Genomic DNA, 25,904 nt, shown 5'->3' on the forward strand with positions numbered 1-25,904 from the left:
ACACATTACAGTACTGAACGTGTAGGTCGGATAAGGCGTTAATAAGGTCATCTTGCAAATAAAAGATGCCGATTATCCATGAATTTTTTCGACTGAACGCAACGGGGCAATTTTGTTTTAGATCAATTAAAACAAATAGATGTATTTTCCCATTTTTTATCAATCCGCGTTAAGAATCAGTAATACGAATCGATCCCTCTGAAAGTGCCTCAGGTCCCTGATTGCGCCGATTGACAATGTTTTTTGCAGTGGCATGATGCGCATGAAATTTGAACTTCCTCACGGTTTTTATTCATGTCCACCTATACCCGTCCCGTCATGCTATTGCTGTGCGGGCTGCTTCTGCTGACCCTGGCGATCGCCGTGTTAAACACGCTCGTTCCGCTTTGGCTCGCCCATGAAAATCTGCCAACCTGGCAGGTAGGAGTGGTTAGTTCGTCTTATTTCACCGGAAATCTGGTTGGGACGTTACTGACCGGGTACTTAATTAAACACCTCGGTTTTAACCGCAGCTATTACATCGCTTCGCTTATTTTTGCCGCGGGCTGTGTCGGACTGGGCATCATGGTCGGTTTTTGGAGCTGGATGACCTGGCGTTTTATTGCGGGCATCGGTTGTGCCATGATCTGGGTGGTAGTGGAAAGTGCGTTGATGTGCAGCGGGACGTCGCGTAACCGTGGACGCTTACTTGCCGCCTATATGATGGTCTATTACGTGGGGACGTTTTTAGGACAATTATTGGTCAGTAAAGTCTCGACAGAATTAATGAATGTTCTGCCGTGGGTGACCGGCACGATCCTGGCCGGAGTATTACCGCTGCTCTTTACCCGCATTGTGAACCAGCAGGGTGATGAACAACAGTCTACCCCCATTGTCTCTATGCTGAAGCTTCGCCAGGCCCGTCTGGGTGTGAATGGCTGCATTATCTCCGGGATTGTACTGGGGTCGTTGTATGGCCTGATGCCGCTGTATCTCAACCATCAGGGGGTCAGCAATGCCAGCATTGGTTTCTGGATGGCGGTACTGGTCAGTGCAGGTATTCTGGGACAATGGCCAATTGGTCGTTTGGCCGATAAGTTAGGTCGTCTGCTGGTTTTGCGCGTCCAGGTCTTTGTGGTGATCGTCGGGAGTATCGCTATGCTAAATCAGGCGGCGATGGCACCTGCATTGTTTATGCTGGGCGCGGCAGGTTTCACTCTTTATCCGGTTGCGATGGCCTGGGCCTGCGAGAAAGTAGAACATCATCAGTTGGTCGCTATGAACCAGGCATTATTATTAAGCTATACCGTGGGTAGCCTGCTTGGGCCGTCATTTACCGCAATGCTGATGCAAAATTATTCTGACAGTTTACTGTTTATCATGATTGCCAGCGTATCGTTTATTTATTTACTGATGCTGCTGCGTAAGACAGGGCATACCCCGAATTCTGTGGCGCATATCTGAGCTGATTTAACAGGATAAAAACAGGTTCCCATACATGCTGTTTATGTATACTTTATGGGAATCTGTTTTATTTGATTATCGCTATTCTTTACTGAAAATAAAATGTGCAGAAGATTATAGTTTTACATTCTGCCGTTTCCGCTTGTCCATTTTACCGCGCATAATCCCTCGCTTCATTTATTGATTATCAAAAATAGCGTCTACGAAGGATCGCCAATGGCAAGTGTGCAGGAAAAACAATTGCGGTGGTACAACATCGCATTGATGTCTTTTATTACCGTATGGGGATTCGGCAATGTTGTAAACAACTATGCTAATCAGGGATTAGTGGTTGTCTCTTCATGGATATTTATTTTCGCCCTCTATTTTATCCCTTATGCACTGATTGTCGGACAACTTGGCTCCACGTTTAAAGACGGTAAAGGCGGGGTGAGTACATGGATTAAACACACAATGGGACCGGGACTGGCTTATCTCGCAGCGTGGACCTATTGGGTGGTGCATATCCCTTATCTGGCGCAAAAGCCACAGGCTATTCTGATTGCTCTGGGGTGGGCGCTGAAAGGTGATGGCTCTCTGATTAAAGAGTACACCGTGGTGGCGTTGCAGGGGCTGACGTTAGCGCTGTTTGTCTTTTTCATGTGGGTTGCATCCCGTGGCATGAAATCGCTTAAAATCGTTGGGTCGGTTGCGGGGATCGCGATGTTTGTGATGTCCATTCTGTATGTCGTAATGGCCGTCACTGCTCCGGCGATTACTGATGTGCAGATCGCCACAACCAATATCACCTGGGAATCTTTTATCCCGCATATCGATTTTACCTATATCACAACAATCTCGATGCTGGTCTTTGCAGTCGGTGGCGCGGAGAAAATCTCTCCATACGTTAACCAGACGCGTAACCCTGGCAAAGAGTTCCCGAAAGGGATGTTAGTTCTGGCGGTTATGGTGGCGGTGTGTGCGATCCTGGGGTCTCTGGCAATGGGGATGATGTTTGACTCTCAGCATATTCCTGATGACTTAATGACTAATGGCCAGTATTACGCTTTCCAGAAGCTCGGGGAGTATTACGGCATGGGTAACACATTGATGGTTATTTATGCAGTTGCCAACACGTTAGGTCAAATTGCGGCTTTGGTGTTTTCTATTGATGCGCCGCTTAAAGTTTTACTGGGCGATGCCGATCGCAAATATATTCCTGAAAGCCTGTGTAAAACCAATGCCTCTGGTACACCGGTGAATGGCTATATTCTGACGCTGGTGCTGGTGGCCATTTTGATTATGTTGCCAACGCTGGGTATCGGTGACATGAACAATTTGTATAAATGGTTGCTGAATCTGAATTCAGTAGTGATGCCTCTGCGCTATCTGTGGGTGTTTGTGGCATTTATTGCCGTTATTCGTCTGGCGCAGAAATATAAACCGGAATATGTTTTCATTCGTAACCGCTCGCTGGCGATGACGGTGGGAATTTGGTGTTTTGCGTTTACTGCGTTTGCCTGCCTTACGGGGATCTTTCCGAAAATGGAAGCCTTTACTCCAGAGTGGACGTTCCAGCTCACACTGAACATTGTGACGCCGTTTGTATTGGTTGGACTGGGATTGATTTTCCCGCTGCTGGCAAGAAGAGGGCGTTAAGGGGAAATGTGGTGGGTAACAGGTCTGTTACCCACCACAAGACTTAGTACATCACTTTGTGACCATACTGCTCAAGGATGCCTTTGACGCGCTCCATGGTCTCTTTTTTCGGTGGCTTCACACCATCCAGTTTGTATTCTTCACCCATCGCCACCCATTTGTGTTTACCCAACTCGTGGTATGGCAGCAGCTCAATTTTTTCGACATTGCCCATATCGCGGGTAAATTCGCCCAAACGGTGCGCTGAATCATCATCATCGGACCAGCCAGGTACGACAACATAGCGGATCCACACTTTGATATCTTTGTTGGACAGGTAGCGGGCAAACTCCAGTGTGCGATGGTTAGATACACCGACCAGGTTCTGGTGGATCTCGTCGTTCATCTGTTTCAGATCGAGCATCACCAGATCGGTCACTTCCAGCAACTCATCAATCACCGGGTCGTAGCGGCGAACAAAACCGTTAGTATCAAGACAGGTATGAATACCTTCTTTCTTACAGGCACGGAACCAGTCACGGACGAATTCAGCTTGCAGAATGGCCTCTCCGCCGGATGCCGTTACGCCACCACCGGATGCGTTCATAAAGTGACGATAGGTCACGACTTCTTTCATTAATTCATCGACGGTGACTTCTTTACCGCCGTGCGTATCCCATGTGTCACGGTTGTGGCAGTACAGGCAGCGCATCAGGCAGCCCTGGAAGAAGGTAATAAAGCGGATGCCTGGGCCATCAACAGTGCCACAGGATTCAAAGGAGTGAATGCGACCAATAACTGACATTGCGGTGTTTCTCCAGGTGTGGCCCATCCGGGGCCAGTGTTAGTGCACAGTTATTAACTGTGTCGAGTCTGTTTTGGCTGCTATCCATAAGTATAGATGGCTGACAAAGCAGGCTATTAAAAAGGCCCCACTTACGTGGAGCCTTTATTGTACGCTTTTTAAAGTACGATTTCAGTCAAAACCAATTACATGGTCTGAGTGAAGGTACGAGTAATAACGTCCTGCTGCTGTTCTTTAGTCAGGGAGTTAAAACGTACTGCGTAGCCAGAAACACGGATGGTCAGCTGCGGATATTTTTCCGGATGTTCCATCGCATCCAGCAGCATTTCACGGTTCATGACGTTCACGTTCAGGTGCTGACCGCCTTCGATGGACGCTTCATGGTGGAAGTAACCATCCATCAGACCAGCCAGGTTGGTCTTACGAACTTCGTCGTCTTTACCCAGTGCGTTCGGAACGATAGAGAAGGTGTAAGAGATACCATCTTTCGCGTAAGCAAACGGCAGTTTAGCAACGGAGGTCAGAGAGGCAACAGCACCTTTCTGGTCACGGCCGTGCATTGGGTTAGCACCCGGTCCGAACGGCGCGCCTGCACGACGACCATCTGGGGTGTTACCAGTTTTCTTACCATACACAACGTTAGAAGTGATGGTCAGAACAGACTGAGTCGGGATAGCGTTACGGTAAGTAGTCAGTTTCTGAATTTTCTTCATGAAACGTTCTACCAGGTCAACCGCCATGTCATCTACGCGAGAGTCGTTGTTACCGAACTGCGGGTATTCGCCTTCGATTTCGAAGTCAACAGCCAGGCCGTCTTCGTCACGAATCGGTTTAACTTTCGCATATTTGATTGCAGACAGGGAGTCAGCAGCAACGGACAGACCAGCGATACCACACGCCATGGTGCGGATAACGTCACGGTCGTGCAGCGCCATCAGAGAGGCTTCGTAGCTGTACTTGTCGTGCATGTAGTGGATAACGTTCAGTGCAGTGACGTACTGTTTAGCCAGCCAGTCCATGAAGTGATCCATGCGGTCCATAACTTCGTCGAAGTTCAGAACGTCGCCTTTGATCGGTTCAGATTTAGGACCAACCTGCATTTTCAGTTTTTCATCAACGCCGCCGTTGATTGCGTACAGCATGGTTTTCGCCAGGTTTGCACGCGCACCGAAGAACTGCATTTGTTTACCAACAACCATTGGGCTTACGCAGCAAGCGATAGCGTAGTCGTCGTTGTTGAAGTCCGGACGCATCAGGTCATCGTTCTCGTACTGCAGAGAAGAGGTGTCGATGGACACTTTAGCGGCGAATTTCTTGAAGTTCAGAGGCAGTTTTTCAGACCACAGAACAGTGATGTTCGGCTCCGGAGAAGGACCCATGGTGTACAGGGTGTTCAGGAAGCGGAAGCTGTTTTTGGTAACCAGAGTACGGCCGTCAACGCCCATACCACCGATAGATTCAGTTGCCCAAATCGGGTCACCGGAGAACAGTTCATCATATTCAGGAGTACGCAGGAAACGAACCATACGCAGTTTCATGACCAGGTGGTCAATCATTTCCTGAGCGTCTTGCTCGGTGATTTTGCCAGCTTTGATATCACGTTCGATGTAAGCATCCAGGAAGGTGGATACGCGACCGAAGGACATTGCTGCACCGTTCTGAGATTTAACAGCGGCCAGGTAACCGAAGTAAGTCCACTGGATAGCTTCCTGAGCGTTGGTAGCCGGACCAGAGATATCGCAGCCATATTTAGCCGCCATTTCTTTGATCTGACCCAGAGCGCGGTGCTGTTCAGCGATTTCTTCACGCAGACGGATAGTCGCTTCCAGGTTTACGCCATTTTCCAGGTCTGATTGCAGAGAGACGAACTGAGCGTATTTGTCTTTCATCAGGTAGTCGATACCGTACAGCGCAACGCGACGGTAGTCACCGATGATACGACCACGGCCATACGCATCTGGCAGACCAGTCAGAACACCGGATTTACGGCAGTTCAGAATGTCTTTGGTATAAACATCGAATACACCCTGGTTGTGGGTTTTACGGTATTCGGTGAAGATTTTTTTCAGCATCGGGTCCAGTTCGCGATTGTACGCTTTGCAGGAACCTTCAACCATTTTGATACCGCCAAACGGGATAATCGCACGTTTCAGCGGAGCTTCAGTCTGCAGACCAACAATTTTCTCGAGCGCTTTGTTGATGTAGCCAGCGTCGTGAGAAGTGATGGTAGAAGCAACGGAGGTGTCAAAGTCAACAGGCGCGTGAGTGCGGTTTTCCTGTTTAACGCCTTCCATTACGCTGTCCCACAGTGCAGTGGTCGCTTCAGTTGCGCCAGCCAGGAAGGACTCGTCACCCTCATACGGAGTGTAGTTTTTCTGAATGAAGTCACGGACGTTTACTTCATTCTGCCAATCACCTTTGGTAAAACCTTCCCAGGCTGTGGCTAACTTTTCATTAAGCTCGGACATGTAACACCTACCTTCTTAAGTGGATTTTTTATTTACTACGTGCAATGAGCATCAACAGATTAATGATGATCGTTACCACGCAGGTAAATGACCCAGTATGTCAACCCGACCAACAAACCGCCGCCGATAATGTTACCGATCGTAACCGGAATCAGGTTATCGGTGATGAAATTCATCACGGTCAGGTGAGAAAAATTCTCCGGAGAAGAACCGACAGCGGTCCAGAATTCCGGGGTGGCGAAATCGCGTATTACGATACCCATAGGGATCATAAACATGTTTGCGATACTGTGCTCAAAACCGCTGGCAACAAACATTGCGACCGGTAATACCATGATAAACGCTTTGTCCATCAGGCTGCGGCCAGAGTAGCTCATCCAGACGGCCAGACACACCATTAGGTTAGCCAGAATACCAAGGCTTACAGCTTCAACAAAAGTATGGTGCACTTTGTGGTCGGCAGTTTGCAGGACGTTGAGTCCCCACGCGCCGTTGGCGGTCATATACTCGCCAGAAAGCCACATGAGTAACACAAAGATCAGCGCACCAATCAGGTTACCGACATAAACGTTAAGCCAGTTCTTCGCTAACTGACCCCAGGTAATACGACCACTGGCTTTAGCGACGACAATCAGTACAGTTGAAGTGAAGAGATCAGCGCCGCAGACAACGCAAAGAATCAGCCCCAGGGAAAAGCAGATACCACCCACCAACTTTGCCATGCCGAAAGGCATTGTGCCGGTACCGGTAGTGGCAGTGATATAGAAAACAAAGGCAATTGAAATGAACACACCGGCAGTAATTGCCAGATAGAACGTCTTAAGCGGATGTTTCGTTGCTTTATAGACGCCTGCTTCTTCGGCAACTTTGGCCATAGCAGCAGGAAGTATAAGATCAAAAGGGTTGTCAGCTTTCACACTAACTCTCTCTTTATTAAGTCGGCGACGAGATACTAACAAAGCATTATAGATGAGAATTTGATATAGATCATATCTCGCCTGGCTTATAGGCCCGCAAGACGCATGGTTTTTATGCGATTACGGTGTAACTTATTGATTATCCATATAAAAATAAATTTTAAAAATTATAAAGTGAGTTGAATTTTTTCTTTATGCCTCCAGTTGGACGGTTAATTAAAATGGAGTAATTGAGATAAATGGCGACATTAATAAACCAAAATTTTTAATATCAACTACTAATATTTAACCTTGCTTTTACATTTATTTTTGAGTAGACAAAAATAAAAAAAACAGGGCGCTTAAAGCGCCCCGTAATATAGCCCAGACAATACGTTTAGCCTACTCAACGCGGGCTGTTTGCCACTATTTTGACCAGTGTGCTGCTTTCGCGCGTTGCAGCTTCTCATAGGCTTTCAGCAGAGACTGATGTGCCGGGAAAGCCTGCAGATCGCTATCAACCGTTTGTAATCCGTAGAATGGCGCTTCTCCGCTCATTGCTGCACTTGCTGCTTCCACTGCCTCTGCACCGTACATACGAACAAATGCGTTAAGATACTGCAGCGGCTGGCGGTCCTCTTCCTGTGACAACAGCAGCAGAGTTTGCAGGCAACGGTAATAGTTTGCGCGTTCAGCACTAAAGACGGATGCGTTAAATTCCATTGTCCATTCCGTCCAGATCAGTGCCTGCTCAAGGTCACCCCCCGCTAGAGCCAGCATTACTTTGAGCTCGCCAATGCGCAGGGTATACCAGCCATTATCCGCACCGGTCGCCAAACCCAGCAGCTCACGTACGCGAGTGAAGTCGTCAAATCCTTCTTCATCCAGCTGTGCGAGCAGGTTGAGGTAGTCTTCTTTTTCCCATTCGCTACCAGGCAGAGAGAGAATGGTCTCACGCAGGTGCGCCCCCATGCTGTTGTTGGCTAACCACAAATCTTCTGCTGGGTAGATGTCAGACATGCCCGGGACGATAATGCGGCAAGCGTAAACGCTCAGATGCTCGTAGTCGGCGATGTAGACTTCTTTATCTTCCGCTTTGAAGATGGCCATCAGGGTTGCAAACTCTTCTTCCGTTGTACCGGAGAAATTCCAGTCAACGAACGGGTAATCGGCATCCTGCTTGAACAGATCCCAGGAGATCAGACCGCTGGAGTCGATGAAGTGCGTTTCGAGGTTAGTGTGCTCAGCCACTTCTTCATCGTCGAAGGTTGGGGGAGTGAAGACGTCAAGATCTTTCAGACCACGGCCCTGCAACAGCTCAGTGACGGTACGCTCCAGTGCAACACCGAAATCCGGGTGCGCACCGAAAGAGGCAAAACAGGTACCGTTAGCCGGGTTGAACAGTACAACGCAGATAACCGGGTATTTGCCGCCCAGCGAGCCGTCGTACGCGAAGATTGGAAATCCTTCGGCCTCCAGCTTTGCAATGGATTCAACGACTGCCGGGTAACGCGCCATCACTTCGGCCGGAATTTCCGGCAGGCTGATGCTTTCCGCGATAATGCGGTTCTTCACATAGCGCTCAAAAACTTCAGACAGCCCCTGAACGCGGGCTTCATTCGGTGTGTTACCCGCAGACATACCGTTAGATACGTACAGGTTACCGATAATGTTCATCGGAATGTAAACGGTCTGATTATCTGACTGACGGGTAAACGGCAGGCCGCAAACGCCGCGTTCTTCATTGCCGGATTGCAGATCGATAAGCATGCTACCGGTCAGTTCATTGTCTGGATCGTAGAATGCACGCAGACGCGCATCCAGCAAACCTTCAGGTACGTCATCATCTTCAGTCAGTGGGAACCATTTTTCGTTCGGGTAATGTACGAACGGGCCGTTAGCGATGGTTTCGCCCAGCCAGAAATCTGCAAAGAAGTAATTCGTGGACAGACGCTCAAAATATTCGCCCAGTGCGGAAGCCAGCGCCGCTTTTTTCGTCGCACCTTTACCGTTGGTAAAGCACAGCGCGCATTCTTTGTCGCGAATATGTACAGACCAGACGTTAGGAACGGGATTCAACCATGAGGCTTCTTCAATTTGAAAACCGAGGTCGAGTAATTTTTGCTGGAAGCGAGCGATGGAATCTTCCAGTGCGGCATCTTTGCCGGGGATAAATGTTTGCGTCATGAAAATCACTTTTGTCGTACGGAAAGCGCGCAATGATACGGGTTTTCAATGAATGGCGCTATCGCCGCCGGAGCCTCGGCGTAAATAAAGCCTTTGATTCACACCGTAGCGTGTTCAGTCGAGTGTCTGCGGACTATCTGCTGACGGGTAGGGGGCTTCTTTCTTTATATATCTCTGCGCTATGCAAAACCAGAATGGTCGCAGGTCGGTTGGGCAAAACGCGCCTCCTGATAGCGAAAATCTCGGTTTTTATCCGTCAATCCGATAGATTCTGTTGTGTGACGTATCGCTCATTTTTGTCCTGGTCGGTTTTACCCATTGCGGCGCGTGTCACTGAATGATAAAACCGATATCCACAGGAATAACTTATACCCAATGTCTGTCACAGGAATTATCGTAAACGACAGGATGTTGATTGGATAACAACACAACGTGGTGAGGGGAAATGGCTCAGGTCTTCAATTTTAGTTCAGGTCCGGCAATGCTTCCGGCGGAAGTACTTAAACTGGCTCAACAGGATCTTTGTGACTGGAACGGTCTTGGCACGTCGGTGATGGAAATTAGCCACCGAGGCAAAGAGTTCATCCAGGTTGCAGAGGAAGCGGAGCAGGATTTTCGCGATCTTCTCAGTATTCCCTCCAACTATAAAGTGTTGTTCTGTCATGGCGGTGGCCGTGGACAGTTTGCGGGTATTCCGTTAAATATTCTGGGTGATAAAACGTCGGCGGATTACGTTGATGCCGGTTACTGGGCTGCCAGTGCGATTAAAGAAGCGAAAAAATACTGCACGCCAAACGTTATTGATGCCAAAGTCACCGTTGATGGCCTGCGCGCTGTTAAGCCGATGAGCGAATGGCAGCTTTCTGACAACGCGGCATATCTGCACTATTGCCCGAACGAAACCATCGACGGTATCGCGATTGATGAAACGCCGAATTTTGCCAGCAATGTGGTCGTCACGGCGGATCTGTCTTCTACCATTCTTTCCGCGCCGCTTGATGTTAGCCGCTATGGCGTTATCTACGCGGGTGCGCAGAAAAATATTGGCCCTGCGGGGCTGACCATTGTCATCGTACGTGAAGATTTACTGGGTAAAGCCCACGTGTCTTGCCCGTCGATCCTTGACTATACCGTACTGAATGACAACGACTCCATGTTTAACACGCCACCGACCTTTGCCTGGTATCTGTCAGGCCTGGTCTTTAAATGGCTGAAAAAACAGGGCGGTGTCAGTGCAATGGATAAAATTAACCAGCAAAAAGCAGAACTGCTGTACGGCGTGATTGATAACAGCGATTTCTACCGCAACGATGTGGCGAAGTCGAACCGTTCACGCATGAACGTACCGTTCCAGTTGGCTGACAGCGCGCTCGATAAACTCTTCCTGGAAGAGTCGTTTGCTGCGGGTCTGCATGCACTGAAGGGACACCGTGTGGTTGGCGGAATGCGGGCTTCAATCTATAACGCTATGCCGCTGGAAGGCGTAAAAGCACTGACCGATTTCATGGTCGATTTCGAGCGTCGCCGCGGCTAATCTGCTGTACTTTTCATCCCCACAGCCAGCCTGTGGGGTTTTTATGTCTGTTTTTGAGAGTTGAGTTTCATGGAATCCCTGACGTTACAACCCATTGCGCGGGTGGATGGCACCATCAATCTGCCTGGATCCAAAAGTGTTTCTAACCGCGCTTTGCTGCTGGCTGCATTAGCAAATGGCACCACTGTCCTGACAAACCTGCTGGACAGTGATGATGTCCGCCATATGCTGAATGCGCTGAATGCGTTGGGGATTAGCTATACCCTTTCGGCCGATCGTACCCGCTGTGAAATTACGGGGAATGGTGGTCCGCTGCATGCCGAAGGTGCTGTAGAGCTGTTCCTTGGTAACGCCGGAACCGCAATGCGCCCGCTGGCCGCCGCTCTGTGCCTGGGCAGCAATGATATCGTGTTGACGGGTGAACCGCGCATGAAAGAGCGCCCGATTGGCCATCTGGTTGATGCGCTGCGCCAGGGCGGAGCGAATATTGAATACCTGGAGCAGGAAAACTATCCGCCTTTACGTCTGCGTGGTGGCTTCGACGGAGGACAGGTTGAGGTAGACGGCAGCGTTTCCAGCCAGTTCCTGACCGCGCTGCTGATGACGGCACCGCTGGCACCGCAGGATACGACGATCGCGATTAAAGGCGATCTGGTGTCAAAACCGTACATCGACATCACGCTGAACCTGATGAAAACGTTTGGTGTTGACATTGAAAACCAGAACTACCAGCGTTTTGTCGTACAGGGCAACCAACAGTACCAGTCTCCGGGCGCTTATCTGGTAGAAGGCGATGCTTCATCGGCCTCGTACTTTCTCGCGGCCGGCGCGATCAAAGGCGGTACGGTGAAGGTTACCGGAATTGGGCGTCATAGTATGCAGGGTGATATTCGCTTTGCCGATGTGCTGGAAAAAATGGGCGCGACCGTGACATGGGGTGATGATTTTATTGCCTGTACTCGCGGTGAGTTGAACGCTGTTGATATGGATATGAATCATATTCCTGATGCGGCAATGACCATTGCGACCGCTGCGCTGTTTGCAAAGGGCACAACGACTTTACGGAACATTTACAACTGGCGTGTCAAAGAGACTGACCGTCTGTTTGCTATGGCAACCGAGCTACGGAAAGTGGGTGCGGAAGTTGAAGAGGGGCATGATTTTATCCGTATCACTCCGCCGGTTAAGCTGCAGTTTGCGGATATTGCGACCTATAACGATCACCGTATGGCGATGTGTTTCTCGCTGGTGGCGCTGTCTGACACACCGGTTACCATTCTTGACCCGAAATGTACCGCCAAAACCTTCCCGGATTACTTCGAACAACTGGCCCGTATCAGCACACTTGCCTGACTTTATTGCCGCATCTTCGGGTGCGGCACATTCCATCATCTCCGATTGCCCATTTATTCTACACTCAGTTTCAATGAGTCTGTATTTTTCACACAAAGATAACGTTCGTAGACGTTGGCGCGTATAATGCGCGGCGTTCACGTTAACGTATGCCTGTTTAAGGAGAAAAAGATGACGGCAATTGCCCCGGTTATTACCATTGATGGCCCAAGTGGTGCAGGTAAAGGCACCTTGTGCAAGGCAATGGCGGAAGCATTGCAGTGGCATCTGTTAGATTCAGGCGCGATCTACCGTGTACTGGCTCTTGCGGCGTTGCATCATCATGTTGATGTGACTTCTGAAGATGCTCTGGTACCGCTTGCATCGCATCTGGATGTGCGTTTTATCTCAACAGACGGCAATCTGGAAGTTATTCTGGAAGGCGAAGATGTCAGTGGTGAAATCCGCACTCAGGAAGTGGCAAATGCCGCATCCCAGGTGGCTGCATTTCCCCGTGTGCGCGAAGCGCTTTTACGCCGCCAACGTGCCTTCCGCGAAGCACCTGGCCTGATCGCTGACGGACGCGATATGGGCACGGTGGTATTCCCTGATGCGCCAGTAAAAATTTTTCTGGACGCCTCCTCGCAAGAACGTGCGCATCGACGTATGCTACAGTTGCAGGAGAAGGGCTTTAGTGTTAACTTTGAACGCCTTTTGGCCGAGATCGAAGAACGCGATGATCGTGATCGCAACCGTGCTGTAGCGCCGCTGGTTCCCGCTGCTGATGCTTTAGTTTTGGATTCAACCCGATTAAGCATTGAGCAAGTGATTGAAAAAGCGTTACAATACGCGCGCCAAAAACTGGCTCTCGCATAAGTGCGACCGAATTTGCAGTACCCCCGTTGCAATGGATTGACAGCGGGTATGTTAAACAACCCCATCCGGCATGGAGCCAGGTGGACGTTAAATATGAAACCTGAAGATTAAACATGACTGAATCTTTTGCTCAACTGTTTGAAGAATCCTTAAAAGAAATCGAAACCCGTCCGGGTTCCATCGTTCGTGGTGTTGTTGTTGCTATCGACAAAGACGTAGTACTGGTTGACGCCGGTCTGAAATCTGAGTCCGCCATTCCGGCAGAGCAGTTCAAAAACGCCCAGGGCGAGCTGGAAATCCAGGTTGGTGACGAAGTTGACGTTGCTCTGGATGCAGTAGAAGACGGCTTCGGCGAAACCCTGCTGTCCCGTGAAAAAGCTAAACGTCACGAAGCTTGGATCACGCTGGAAAAAGCTTACGAAGAAGCTGCAACCGTTACTGGTGTTATCAATGGCAAAGTCAAGGGTGGCTTCACTGTTGAGCTGAATGGTATTCGCGCGTTCCTGCCGGGTTCCCTGGTAGACGTTCGTCCGGTCCGCGACACGCTGCACCTGGAAGGCAAAGAGCTTGAATTCAAAGTTATCAAGCTGGATCAGAAGCGTAACAACGTTGTTGTTTCCCGTCGTGCCGTTATCGAATCCGAAAACAGCGCAGAACGCGATCAGCTGCTGGAAAACCTGCAGGAAGGCATGGAAGTTAAAGGTATCGTTAAGAACCTCACTGACTACGGTGCATTCGTTGATCTGGGTGGCGTTGACGGCCTGCTGCACATCACCGACATGGCATGGAAACGCGTTAAGCATCCGAGCGAAATCGTAAACGTTGGCGACGAAATCACTGTTAAAGTGCTGAAGTTCGACCGCGAGCGTACTCGTGTATCTCTGGGCCTGAAACAGCTGGGCGAAGATCCATGGGTAGCTATCGCTAAGCGTTATCCGGAAGGTACCAAACTGACTGGCCGCGTGACCAACCTGACCGACTACGGCTGCTTCGTTGAAATCGAAGAAGGCGTTGAAGGCCTGGTTCACGTTTCCGAAATGGATTGGACCAACAAAAACATCCACCCGTCCAAAGTTGTTAACGTTGGCGACGTAGTGGAAGTTATGGTTCTGGATATCGACGAAGAACGTCGTCGTATCTCCCTGGGTCTGAAGCAGTGCAAAAACAACCCATGGCAGCAGTTCGCGGAAACCCACAACAAGGGCGACCGTGTTGAAGGTAAAATCAAGTCTATCACTGACTTCGGTATCTTCATCGGCCTGGACGGCGGCATCGACGGCCTGGTTCACCTGTCTGACATCTCCTGGAACGTTGCAGGCGAAGAAGCAGTACGTGAATACAAAAAAGGCGACGAAATCGCAGCAGTTGTTCTGCAGGTTGATGCAGAACGTGAGCGTATCTCTCTGGGCGTTAAACAGCTCGCAGAAGATCCGTTCAACAACTGGGTTGCACTGAACAAGAAAGGCGCAATCGTAAACGGTAAAGTCACTGCAGTTGACGCTAAAGGCGCAACCGTAGAACTGGCTGACGGCGTTGAAGGTTACCTGCGCGCTTCTGAAGCTTCCCGCGACCGCGTTGAAGATGCAACTCTGGTTCTGAGCGTAGGCGACGACGTTGAAGCTAAATTCACCGGCGTTGATCGTAAGAACCGTGCAATCAGCCTGTCTGTTCGTGCTAAAGACGAAGCTGATGAGAAAGATGCAATCGCAACTGTTAACAAACAGGAAGATGCAAACTTCTCTAACAACGCAATGGCTGAAGCTTTCAAAGCAGCTAAAGGCGAGTAATATCGAGTACTCTATACCCTAAATAATTCGAGTTGCAGGAAGGCGGCAAGGGAGCGAATCCCCAGGAGCTTACTTCAGTAAGTGATTGGGGTGAACGAGCGTAGCCAACGCACATGCAGCTTGAAGTATGACGGGTATAATCCTTTGTGTTATTAACAGCACAAAGGGTGACGAGTAGCTTGACAGATTACAGGATTCGTCCTGTAATCAATGACAAAGGGCGGCTACGGCCGCCCTTAATCAATGCAGCAGCTAATTTTGCCTTTAAGGAACCGGAGGAATCATGACCAAGTCAGAATTGATTGAAAGACTTGCAACCCAGCAACCTCATATTCCCGCGAAAGCGGTTGAAGATGCAGTAAAAGAGATGCTGGAACATATGGCCTCGACTCTTGCGCAGGGCGAGCGTATTGAAATCCGCGGTTTCGGTAGTTTTTCTTTGCATTACCGCGCACCACGCACCGGACGTAATCCGAAGACTGGCGATAAAGTGGATCTGGAAGGAAAATATGTTCCGCACTTTAAACCGGGTAAAGAACTGCGCGATCGCGCCAATATTTACGGTTAAGTCCTCAGCAAGACTTAGCTCCGAGAAAAGCACCTGTATGGGTGCTTTTTTCATTTTTACCTCTCTGTACTGGAATCGCTCTCCCAACCTGGTTGTATGTTACATCTGCAGTTAAATAACAGCGGAATGCACCTCGTTTACCGGTAAATAGTTGCCAGACATCTGCTGAGTTGTCCTGCACACTCTCTGTCACAGGGAGGTGTCATATGAAAATAACAACAATCAGTACGTGTGCGTTATGCGGCATTCTCCCGCTGACGGTATTACCCGTATTACCTGACATGCTGTGTGTCAGCTTTGTATTTGGTCTGGCGTGTCTGCTTTGTCTCATTCCTCATCGATATATGCATTACGTCGGATTAGTCCTGCTGTTTTTCCTGTGGGGAATACTGGCAGCGAAAGAGGTTATCTGGGCTGGGGATACGCTCCCGGCCAAAACGCAGCAGGCTATCGTTCAAATAACCGGGACCGACAATATGACCACGCACTACGGTCATATTACACACCTTCAGGGGAGGCGGATATTTCCTGCCGTTGGCGTCGTACTGTATGGGCAGTACTTACCCGGCGATGTTTGCGCAGGTCAGACATGGGCGATGACGCTGAAAGTTCGCGCTGTGCATGGGCAACTGAATGAAGGTGGATTTGATAGCCAGCGCTATGCATTGGCACAGCATCAGCCGCTGACGGGGCGTTTTCTGCAGGCCTCAGTGATTACGCCGCAATGCAGTCTGCGTGCACGTTATCTCTCCTCGCTAAAAACCACGCTTGCCGCCTATCCCTGGCAGCAAGTCATACTGGGGTTAGGGATGGGGGAACGTTTGTCTGTATCGCAGGCGGTAAAAAAAATAATGCGTGATACCGGAACAGCACATTTGATGGCTATTTCCGGGCTGCATATTGCTTTTGCCGCACTCCTCGCTGGCGGACTGATACGCGGTGGACAATTTTTTATGCCGGCACGCTGGATCTGCTGGCAGGCTCCGCTAGTCGGAGGTGTGCTCTGCGCTGTATTTTATGCCTGGCTGACGGGGCTGCAGCCACCGGCATTACGCACGGTCACCGCGCTAATGGTATGGGGGGGACTAAAGCTAAGCGGCAGGCAGTGGAGTGGCTGGGCAGTCTGGATTACCTGCCTGGCAGCAATTGTGGTAGTGGATCCGGTCGCGGTGCTTTCACAAAGCCTGTGGTTGTCTGCTTTCGCCGTAGCGGCGCTGATATTCTGGTATCAGTGGATGCCGATGCCGTACTGGTCCCTCCCGCGTATCGGGCGTGCAGTACTGGCGCTTGCTCATCTTCAGTTGGGTATTACGGTGCTGCTTCTGCCTGTCCAAATCGCATTATTTCACGGTATTAGCCTGACCTCATTCCTGGCCAATTTATTTGCGGTACCGCTGGTCACATTTGTTTCAGTTCCCCTGATATTAGCGGGAATGGTCGTGCATTTAACTGGTCAGGTGATGATTGAGGCGGGGTTGTGGTATTTCGCTGACCGTTCTCTGGCACTGTTATTTTGGGGACTCAATAGCTTACCGGAAGGATGGATCAACATTGATGGACGTTGGCAATGGCTTGCGCTGTCCCCATGGCTGATGCTTATTGTATGGCGATTAAAAGCATGGAAAACGCTACCGGTTGCCTGTTTTACCGGACTTTTGTTATTGAGTGGACCATTCTGGAGAACACCCCGCGCTGATTTGTGGCAGGTCCATATGCTGGATGTAGGGCAGGGACTGGCAATGGTGATTGTCCGTAATGGTAAAGCGATTCTCTATGATACCGGATTGGCCTGGCCAGAGGGCGATAGTGCGCAGCAGTTGATCATTCCCTGGCTACGTTGGCACAACCTGGAACCGCAAGGGGTAATTCTAAGCCACGAACATTTGGATCACCGGGGAGGGTTGCAATCACTACAGCAAGCCTGGCCGTCGCTGTGGATTAGAAGTCCGTTGGGCTGGAAAGGTCATCTCCCTTGTTTTCGCGGGGAACGCTGGCAGTGGCAGGGATTAACATTTAGCGCACATTGGCCAGTCAGTGGAAATAAAGAGCAGGGGAATAACCATTCCTGTGTGGTAAAGGTGGATGACGGACATCAGAGTATTCTTCTGACAGGTGATATTGAATCCCCAGCTGAACAAAAAATGCTAAGTCACTACTGGCAGCATCTGCAGGCTACGTTTGCGCAGGTTCCACACCATGGGAGTAACACGTCATCCTCATTGGCGCTAGTTCAACGCATTGGTGGACAGGCCGCAATAGCCTCTGCATCCCGCTACAATGCCTGGCGTCTACCGTCATGGAAAGTCCGGCAGCGTTACCGGCAACAAAATTACCAGTGGCTGGACACACCCCACCAGGGGCAAATCACGCTGGATATTTATCAAAAAAGTTGGCGAATACGCAGTTTACGGGATCAGATTTTACCCCGTTGGTATCATCAGTGGTTTGGCGTGTTGGAGGATAACGGGTAGAATATGCGGCTATTCTAACAAATGCTGGTTTTTTGAATGCATAACGATAAAGATCTCTCTACGTGGCAGACGTTTCGCCGACTATGGCCAACCATAGCGCCTTTTAAATCGGGTCTGATCGTGGCGGGTATAGCGTTAGTCCTTAACGCGGCCAGCGATACCTTCATGTTATCGCTCCTCAAGCCATTACTGGATGATGGTTTTGGTAAAACCGATCGCTCTGTGCTGCTGTGGATGCCGCTGGTGGTCATTGGGCTGATGATAGTTCGTGGTATTACGAGCTATGTCTCCAGCTACTGTATTTCATGGGTGTCAGGCAAAGTGGTTATGACCATGCGCCGCCGCCTGTTTGGTCATATGATGGGCATGCCTGTCGCCTTTTTTGATAAACAGTCTACTGGTACGCTGCTGTCTCGTATTACCTATGATTCAGAGCAGGTCGCGTCTTCGTCTTCCGGTGCATTGATCACTGTGGTACGTGAAGGGGCCTCAATTATTGGCCTGTTTATCATGATGTTCTACTACAGTTGGCAGCTGTCATTGATCCTGATTGTGCTGGCGCCTATCGTGTCGGTGGCCATTCGTGTGGTTTCCAAGCGTTTTCGTAGCATCAGTAAAAACATGCAAAACACCATGGGGCAGGTTACCACCAGCGCAGAGCAGATGCTGAAAGGCCACAAAGAGGTATTGATTTTTGGTGGTCAGGACGTTGAAACCAAGCGTTTTGACAAAGTCAGCAACAAGATGCGTTTGCAGGGTATGAAGATGGTTTCTGCCTCTTCTATCTCCGATCCTATCATCCAGTTGATCGCTTCTCTGGCTCTGGCCTTCGTGTTATATGCGGCCAGTTTCCCAAGCGTGATGGAAAACCTGACGGCAGGGACAATCACCGTTGTCTTCTCTTCAATGATCGCCCTGATGCGCCCGCTGAAGTCACTGACTAACGTCAATGCCCAGTTCCAGCGCGGTATGGCGGCATGTCAGACCTTATTTACGATTCTGGATAGCGAACAAGAGAAAGATGAAGGTAAACGCGTCATTGAGCGCGCTTCCGGCGATCTGGAGTTCCGTAATGTCACCTTTACCTACCCGGGCCGTGACATTCCTGCGTTACGTAACATCAACCTGAATATTCCGGCGGGCAAAACCGTTGCCCTGGTTGGACGTTCCGGTTCTGGTAAATCTACTATTGCCAGCCTGATCACGCGCTTCTACGATATCGATGAAGGGCAGATTCTGATGGATGGGCACGACCTGCGTGAATACACCCTGTCATCTCTGCGCGATCAGGTGGCGCTGGTATCGCAGAACGTTCACCTGTTCAATGATACGGTTGCCAACAATATCGCCTACGCACGTACCGATATGTATAGCCGTGAGCAGATCGAAAAAGCCGCACAGATGGCCTACGCCATGGATTTCATCAACAAGATGGATGATGGTCTGGATACGGTGATTGGCGAAAACGGCGTGCTGCTTTCAGGTGGTCAGCGCCAGCGTATCGCCATTGCTCGCGCTTTGCTGCGCGACAGCCCGATCCTGATCCTCGATGAAGCTACGTCGGCGCTGGATACCGAATCTGAACGCGCGATTCAGTCTGCACTTGATGAGCTACAGAAAAACCGTACTTCTCTGGTTATTGCCCACCGCCTTTCTACCATTGAACAGGCAGACGAGATCATCGTGGTGGAAGACGGGCTGATTGTTGAGCGCGGAACCCACAGCGAACTGCTTGAGCAGCGTGGGGTTTATGCACAATTACATAAAATGCAATTTGGTCAATGATCGCACGTATCTGGTCCGGTGAATCGCCGTTATGGCGATTATTACTGCCACTTTCCTGGCTGTATGGTCTGGTGAGTGGCGGGATTCGTCTATGCTACAAGCTTGGGCTTAAGCGTGCATGGCGTGCGCCAGTACCGGTGGTGATAGTCGGTAATCTGACCGCAGGCGGCAATGGTAAAACACCGGTAGTCATCTGGCTGGTTGAACAGCTGCAGCAACGCGGTATTCGTGTGGGCGTAGTGTCCCGTGGCTATGGCGGGAAAGCAGCGACTTATCCGCTATTGCTAACGGCAGACACCACCACTGCAGAAGCGGGTGATGAGCCTGTGCTTATCTTTCAACGTACCGGCGTACCCGTAGCGGTATCTCCGGTAAGATCGGATGCGGTAAAAGCGATCCTTGCTCATCATGATGTGCAGATCATTGTGACGGACGATGGGTTACAGCACTATCGTCTGGCTCGTGATGTTGAAATCGTGGTGATTGACGGTGTGCGTCGGTTTGGTAACGGCTGGTGGCTTCCTGCGGGTCCAATGCGTGAGCGTGCTGGTCGGCTGAAATCGGTGGATGCCACGATCGTTAATGGCGGCGTTGCGCGACCGGGTGAAATTCCCATGCATCTTGAGCCGGGGTTGGCCGTTAATTTACGTACCGGTGAACGCCGCGATGTCGCGCAACTTCCTGATATTGTCGCCATGGCGGGTATCGGCCATCCACCCCGTTTTTTTGCCACGCTTGAGGCATGCGGTGCCAGGCCACAAAAATGTGTCGCACTGGCGGACCATCAGTCTCTGACCTACAGTGACGTCAGTGCGTTGGTAGCCGAAGGACAAACGCTGGTGATGACGGAAAAAGATGCCGTCAAATGCCGCGCATTTTCCGATGAGAACTGGTGGTATTTACCCGTTGACGCACATCTGTCAGGCGAACGGCCTGATGCGTTGCTGGATAGCTTAATCTCGCTGACTCGCTAACCGATTCAAGCTGCGGCAGCGGATCATTTATGAGGCCATAAATGTCGTTGCCGCACCTTTCTTTGACGGATGCCCGTCATCTTCACCTTGCTGCACAAGGTCTGCTGAAAAAAACACGTCGTCGGGCAACGCCGGCGGATATTCTGGCGACCATTTCTCGCATGTCCCTGTTGCAAATCGATACCATCAATATTGTCGCGCGCAGTCCCTATCTGGTGCTGTTTAGCCGTTTGGGTGACTATTCCCCCCAATGGCTCGATGACGCCTTACTGCAGGGTGAACTGATGGAGTACTGGGCGCATGAAGCCTGTTTTTTACCGCGCAGCGACTTTATGCTGATACGCCATCGGATGTTGGCTCCGGAAAAAATGGGCTGGAAATACAAAGCGGCGTGGATGAAAGAACATGCGCATGAGATTGAGCAGCTGTTACAGCATATCCAGCATAATGGGCCGGTACGCTCAGCCGATTTTGAGCATCCACGTAAGGGTGCCAGCGGCTGGTGGGAATGGAAACCACAAAAGCGGCATCTGGAAGGGCTTTTTACATCCGGGAAAGTGATGGTGGTGGAGCGGCGTAATTTTCAGCGAGTGTATGATTTAACGCATCGCGTCATGCCTCATTGGGATGACGAGCGTGACTGGCTGTCGCAGGATGAAGCCGAAATTGTGATGCTGGATAATAGCGCTCGTAGTTTGGGTATCTTCCGGGAGCAGTGGTTGGCGGATTACTATCGACTGAAGCGCCCAGCGTTAAAAAACTGGTGCGATATGCGAAGGGAACAGCGACATATAATTCCTGTTGATGTAGAAGGGCTGGGCACCCTGTGGCTGCATAGCAACCTTCAGCCGCAACTGGAACTTGCTCTGGCAGGAAAGTTGACAGCCACTCACAGCGCTGTTTTATCCCCGTTTGACCCGGTGGTCTGGGATCGTAAACGGGCTGAACAGCTGTTTGATTTTAGCTACCGACTGGAATGCTATACGCCAGCGGCTAAACGTCAGTACGGCTATTTTGTCTTACCTCTGCTGCATCGCGGCCAGTTGGTTGGACGTATAGATGCCAAAATGCACCGTAAAACCGCTGTGCTGGAAGTCATTTCACTGTGGTTACAGGATGGCGTTAGGCCCGGGGTGACGCTACAAAAAGGCTTGCTCCAGGCCATCAGTGATTTTGCTCGCTGGCAGCAGGCGACGCGAGTGACATTGGGGAATTGCCCGGACGGTTTATTTGCTGACTCTCGGCACGGTTGGGAAATAGACCCAGCCTCTTAATTGATTATGTTAATATTTACGGATTCACAATCCGGTCCATCTGGAGGAACTATGGATCATCGTCTGCTTGAAATCATTGCCTGCCCGGTATGCAATGGAAAACTCTGGTTTAACCAGGAAAAACAGGAACTGATTTGTAAACTGGATAACCTTGCTTTCCCACTGCGCGATGGCATTCCCGTTTTGCTGGAAACCGAAGCCCGTGTTCTGACTGCTGATGAGAGTAAATCATGAGTTTTGTGGTCATTATTCCTGCGCGTTATGCATCCACGCGTTTGCCGGGTAAGCCGCTGCTGGATATCAACGGCAAGCCCATGATTGTGCATGTGCTGGAGCGAGCGCGTGAATCTGGCGCTGAGCGTATTATTGTTGCCACCGATCATGAAGATGTCGCTCGTGCGGTAGAAGCGGTGGGTGGCGAAGTGTGCATGACCCGCGCCGATCACCAGTCTGGCACGGAGCGACTGGCGGAAGTTGTCGAAAAATGTGGTTTTAGCGATGATACCGTTATCGTGAACGTACAGGGCGATGAGCCGATGATCCCGGCGGTCATTATTCGTCAGGTGGCAGAAAATCTGGCGCAACGTCAGGTTGGAATGGCGACGCTGGCAGCCCCCATTCATAGCGCGGAAGAAGCGTTTAATCCGAATGCGGTAAAAGTTGTGCTGGATGCCGAAGGCTATGCACTCTATTTTTCCCGTGCGACGATCCCATGGGATCGTGACCGTTTTGCCAAAAGCCTCGAAACGGTGGGCGATACCTTCCTGCGTCACCTGGGCATTTACGGTTATCGCGCCGGATTTATTCGCCGTTATGTAAACTGGCAGCCGAGCCCGCTTGAGCATATTGAAATGCTGGAACAACTGCGTGTGCTGTGGTACGGCGAAAAAATTCACGTCGCCGTTGCTAAGGAAGTGCCTGGCACAGGGGTTGATACCGCTGAAGATCTTGAGCGTGTTCGCGCTGAGATGCGTTAGTTTTTCTCACGATTCTCCATCAAGATACGCTGAATAATTTAAGTTGCAGGAGGCTTTACTCACCTGCAGCTTGAAGTATGACGCGTATTTTTGGGAGGCGTATCGTATCGTTACGCTTTTCCTCCACTTTTCTTTTCATCAATTGATCTCATCCGGGTGACATCTGTCTGCACGACGCTCATTATGAAAGCAGTAGCATTTATGAGGGCAATCTGAAATGGAACAGTTGCGTGCCGAACTCAGCCATCTGTTGGGTGAAAAACTCAGTCGTATTGAATGCGTAAATGAAAAAGTGGATACGGCCCTGTGGTCACTGTATGACAGCCAGGGAAATCCGATGCCACTGATGGCGAGAAGTTTCACCACACCGGGGATGGCGCAGCAGTTAGCCTGGAAAACTACCATGCTGGCACGCAGCGGGACGGTGCGTATGCCAGTCATTTATGGGGTCTTAACGCACGAAGAGCATCCCGGCCCTGATGTCCTGTTGCTTGAGCGTTTACGCGGTGTGCCGGTAGAAGCGCCTGCCCGAACCCCGGAACGCTGGGAGCATTTAAAAGATCAGATCGTGGAAGGCTTGCTGTCGTGGCACCGTCAGGACAGTCGTGGCTGTGTGGGGGCGGTGGACAATACGCAAGAGAATCTCTGGCCATCCTGGTATCGGCAGCGTGTTGAAGTGCTATGGAGCACGTTAAACCAGTTCAACAACACCGGACTGACGATGCAGGACAAGCGGATTTTGTTTCGTACCCGAGAATGCTTACCCGCCTTGTTTGAAGGCTTTAATGATAATTGCGTACTGATCCACGGTAATTTCAGTTTACGCAGTATGCTCAAAGATGCCCGTAGCGATCAGCTTCTGGCGATGGTGGGGCCTGGCTTAATGCTGTGGGCACCGAGAGAGTATGAATTGTTCCGCTTGATGGACAATGCGCTGGCGGAAAGTCTGTTGTGGCAGTATTTACAACGCGCGCCGGTGGCGGAATCATTTATCTGGCGGCGCTGGCTATACGTGTTGTGGGATGAAGTTGCGCAACTGGTCAATACCGGACGTTTTAGCCGCTCTAACTTTGATCTGGCGACTAAATCTCTGCTGCCCTGGCTCGCCTGAGTAGCCGGTTGCGGCATTGCCGGATGGCAGCCTGAGCGCCTTATCCGGCCTACAATTGAGCGCTGAACACGCCGGCCTGATAAGACGCGTGAGTGTCGCCATCAGGCAGCATTCCTGTCAATGTTCCGATCCCTTCAGCCACTGCCAGATGCGCCCTAACGTTTCGTAACCAACCCGATCGCTATGCATCAGCCAGACAGGCGAAGGAATTGCTCGCTCCCACGGATTGAGCGGTGAATCGATGGCCAGTTGATTGGCGGGTGCAGGCAAAGGATGCAGTCCGGCCTGCTGGAAGAAAATCATCGCACGCGGTAAGTGCGATGCGGATGTCACCAGCAGGAACGGCGCATCGCCAATAGCCTGTTTTACTGCAATCGCTTCTTCTTCGGTATCTTTAGGTTTATCCAGCGTAATGATCTCGCTGCGGGGGACGCCCAGCGACTGCGCCACACGAGCACCGACTTCGGCCGTGCTGACGTTATTGGTTTTCGCGGCCGCGCCGGTAAAAATCAGCTTCGATCCGGGATTCGCCCGCCACAAACGAATACCTTCATTCAGACGCGGAAGACTATTACTGATGAGGTTAGAACTCGGTGCCCACTGCGGATTCCAGGTGTACCCCCCACCCAGCACCACGATGTAGTGCACTTTTTGTGTATCCTGCCAGGTAGGATAACTGTCCTCAAGCGGTTTCAGCAGACGATCGGCGACAGGTTGCAGGCTAAGCAGTAAAAGTGCGAGCCAACTCAGGCTGATACACACTTTCCCCGTTTTCTGAAAGCGGCTAAACCAGATCAACCCCAAGCCGATGCCCATCACAAGCAGTATCAACGGAAGCGGCAGCATCATACCGCCAATCACTTTCTTCAGCGTAAAAAGCATCCTTTTTGGTTCCTTTTTTAACCATATAGCAGGGGATCTGCAGCGATATTACACCAGGAAGGTTCATTCTCGGCGTGGGTGTGACAAAATAGCGGTTTTACTTAGTTGCCCTAAAGCCAGCCTGTGGAGAGCCCGATGCGGGATCGCAATTTTGATGACATTGCAGAGAAGTTTTCCCGTAATATTTACGGCACCACCAAAGGCCAATTAAGACAGGCTATTCTTTGGCAGGATTTGGATCGCTTACTGCCCACGCTCGGTGAACAGAAATTACATATTCTGGATGCAGGGGGGGGCGAAGGGCAAACGGCCATCAAAATGGCGGAGCGCGGTCACTTCGTGACATTATGCGACCTGTCCGGTGAGATGATCGCCCGTGCGCAGCAGGCAGCAGAGGCAAAAGGTGTGAGCGGAAACATGCATTTCATACAATGCGCCGCTCAGGATGTTGCTGCGCATTTGGAAAGCCCGGTTGATCTGATATTGTTTCATGCTGTGCTGGAATGGGTGGCTGAACCAGTTTGCGTGCTGCAAACCCTGTGGTCGGTATTACGCCCCGGCGGCGCGTTATCGCTAATGTTCTACAATGCTAACGGTCTGCTGATGCACAACATGGTCGCAGGGAATTTTGACTATGTGCAGGTTGGGATGCCAAAACGTAAAAAACGTACGCTTTCACCAGACTATCCGCGTGAACCAGGACAGGTTTATCAGTGGCTGGAAGAGATCGGTTGGCAGATAACCGGTAAGACAGGCGTACGCGTGTTTCATGATTATCTGCGAGATAAGCATCAACAGCGTGACGGTTATGAAATGTTACTTGAGCTAGAAACGCGCTATTGCCGCCAGGAGCCGTATATCAGCCTTGGCCGCTATATTCATGTCACCGCGCGCAAACCGCAGATGCAAGGATAACC

General features: G+C 50.6%; 20 protein-coding genes. 15 read left to right on the plus strand and 5 right to left on the minus strand.

The window, feature by feature from the left end; translation table 11 throughout:
• Positions 1-294 precede the first annotated feature (294 nt).
• The gene (locus tag NNN64_RS04630) at positions 295-1,443 is read left to right on the plus strand and encodes an MFS transporter (RefSeq protein WP_271440644.1); all 1,149 of its coding nucleotides are present in this window, start codon (positions 295-297) and stop codon (positions 1,441-1,443) included.
• Positions 1,444-1,659: 216 nt separating this feature from the next.
• Positions 1,660-3,081, plus strand: a complete 1,422-nt coding sequence (locus NNN64_RS04635; RefSeq protein ID WP_005123567.1) for an amino acid permease — start codon at positions 1,660-1,662, stop codon at positions 3,079-3,081.
• A gap of 43 nt (positions 3,082-3,124) precedes the next feature.
• On the opposite strand, the gene pflA is transcribed toward NNN64_RS04635, so the two are convergent.
• The 4 genes from pflA to ycaO form a co-directional block, all read right to left on the minus strand.
• Positions 3,125-3,865: a pyruvate formate lyase 1-activating protein gene (pflA, locus tag NNN64_RS04640; RefSeq protein ID WP_003035751.1), complete on the minus strand. Its 741-nt coding sequence runs from the start codon at positions 3,863-3,865 to the stop codon at positions 3,125-3,127.
• A gap of 185 nt (positions 3,866-4,050) precedes the next feature.
• Complete coding sequence (gene pflB / locus NNN64_RS04645) at positions 4,051-6,333, minus strand: formate C-acetyltransferase (RefSeq protein ID WP_137382814.1); 2,283 nt, start codon at positions 6,331-6,333, stop codon at positions 4,051-4,053.
• 59 nt (positions 6,334-6,392) lie between these two features.
• Positions 6,393-7,250, minus strand: coding sequence for a formate transporter FocA (focA, locus tag NNN64_RS04650; protein ID WP_003831909.1), 858 nt, complete (start codon positions 7,248-7,250; stop codon positions 6,393-6,395).
• A 405-nt stretch (positions 7,251-7,655) separates the two neighbouring features.
• A complete protein-coding gene (gene ycaO / locus NNN64_RS04655) occupies positions 7,656-9,416 on the minus strand; it encodes a 30S ribosomal protein S12 methylthiotransferase accessory factor YcaO (protein ID WP_202039025.1) in 1,761 nt (586 codons plus the stop codon).
• A 445-nt stretch (positions 9,417-9,861) separates the two neighbouring features.
• Here ycaO and serC point away from each other — a divergent pair, with 445 nt between their 5' ends.
• The 12 genes from serC (at position 9,862) to NNN64_RS04715 (ending at position 24,105) form a co-directional block, all read left to right on the plus strand.
• Positions 9,862-10,950 (plus strand): 3-phosphoserine/phosphohydroxythreonine transaminase, encoded by a 1,089-nt coding sequence (gene serC / locus NNN64_RS04660; protein ID WP_271440645.1) that lies wholly within the window; start codon positions 9,862-9,864, stop codon positions 10,948-10,950.
• 69 nt (positions 10,951-11,019) lie between these two features.
• On the plus strand, positions 11,020-12,303 hold the full coding sequence (gene aroA / locus NNN64_RS04665; protein WP_271440646.1) for a 3-phosphoshikimate 1-carboxyvinyltransferase: 1,284 nt from the start codon (positions 11,020-11,022) through the stop codon (positions 12,301-12,303).
• 171 nt (positions 12,304-12,474) lie between these two features.
• Positions 12,475-13,158: a (d)CMP kinase gene (cmk, locus tag NNN64_RS04670; RefSeq protein ID WP_137382818.1), complete on the plus strand. Its 684-nt coding sequence runs from the start codon at positions 12,475-12,477 to the stop codon at positions 13,156-13,158.
• 113 nt (positions 13,159-13,271) lie between these two features.
• Complete coding sequence (gene rpsA, locus NNN64_RS04675; RefSeq protein WP_003035776.1) at positions 13,272-14,945, plus strand: 30S ribosomal protein S1; 1,674 nt, start codon at positions 13,272-13,274, stop codon at positions 14,943-14,945.
• 283 nt (positions 14,946-15,228) lie between these two features.
• Positions 15,229-15,513: an integration host factor subunit beta gene (gene ihfB, locus NNN64_RS04680; RefSeq protein WP_003035780.1), complete on the plus strand. Its 285-nt coding sequence runs from the start codon at positions 15,229-15,231 to the stop codon at positions 15,511-15,513.
• Between the two features lie 206 nt (positions 15,514-15,719).
• Entirely contained in the window at positions 15,720-17,984 is a 2,265-nt protein-coding gene (locus NNN64_RS04685) for a ComEC family protein (protein ID WP_271440647.1), read from the plus strand.
• 36 nt (positions 17,985-18,020) lie between these two features.
• Positions 18,021-19,769 (plus strand): lipid A ABC transporter ATP-binding protein/permease MsbA, encoded by a 1,749-nt coding sequence (gene msbA / locus NNN64_RS04690; RefSeq protein WP_137382820.1) that lies wholly within the window; start codon positions 18,021-18,023, stop codon positions 19,767-19,769.
• Positions 19,766-20,743 (plus strand): tetraacyldisaccharide 4'-kinase, encoded by a 978-nt coding sequence (lpxK, locus tag NNN64_RS04695; protein WP_271440648.1) that lies wholly within the window; start codon positions 19,766-19,768, stop codon positions 20,741-20,743. The genes msbA and lpxK overlap by 4 nt, the downstream gene beginning before the upstream one ends.
• A 41-nt stretch (positions 20,744-20,784) precedes the next feature.
• Positions 20,785-22,017, plus strand: coding sequence for a winged helix-turn-helix domain-containing protein (locus tag NNN64_RS04700; protein ID WP_271440649.1), 1,233 nt, complete (start codon positions 20,785-20,787; stop codon positions 22,015-22,017).
• 51 nt (positions 22,018-22,068) lie between these two features.
• Complete coding sequence (ycaR, locus tag NNN64_RS04705) at positions 22,069-22,251, plus strand: protein YcaR (RefSeq protein WP_003035793.1); 183 nt, start codon at positions 22,069-22,071, stop codon at positions 22,249-22,251.
• Entirely contained in the window at positions 22,248-22,994 is a 747-nt protein-coding gene (gene kdsB / locus NNN64_RS04710) for a 3-deoxy-manno-octulosonate cytidylyltransferase (RefSeq protein ID WP_016152452.1), read from the plus strand. The genes ycaR and kdsB overlap by 4 nt, the downstream gene beginning before the upstream one ends.
• 217 nt (positions 22,995-23,211) lie before the next feature.
• Positions 23,212-24,105, plus strand: a complete 894-nt coding sequence (locus NNN64_RS04715) for a YcbJ family phosphotransferase (RefSeq protein WP_137382824.1) — start codon at positions 23,212-23,214, stop codon at positions 24,103-24,105.
• Positions 24,106-24,222: 117 nt separating this feature from the next.
• On the opposite strand, the gene elyC is transcribed toward NNN64_RS04715, so the two are convergent.
• The gene (gene elyC / locus NNN64_RS04720) at positions 24,223-24,987 is read right to left on the minus strand and encodes an envelope biogenesis factor ElyC (RefSeq protein ID WP_271440650.1); all 765 of its coding nucleotides are present in this window, start codon (positions 24,985-24,987) and stop codon (positions 24,223-24,225) included.
• A gap of 135 nt (positions 24,988-25,122) precedes the next feature.
• On the opposite strand from elyC, the gene cmoM reads away from it, so the two are divergent.
• On the plus strand, positions 25,123-25,902 hold the full coding sequence (gene cmoM, locus NNN64_RS04725) for a tRNA uridine 5-oxyacetic acid(34) methyltransferase CmoM (RefSeq protein ID WP_040231810.1): 780 nt from the start codon (positions 25,123-25,125) through the stop codon (positions 25,900-25,902).
• The last annotated feature ends 2 nt before the right edge of the window (positions 25,903-25,904 follow it).

This window comes from Citrobacter sp. Igbk 14, from assembly GCF_028069825.1.
Lineage (GTDB): Bacteria > Pseudomonadota > Gammaproteobacteria > Enterobacterales > Enterobacteriaceae > Citrobacter.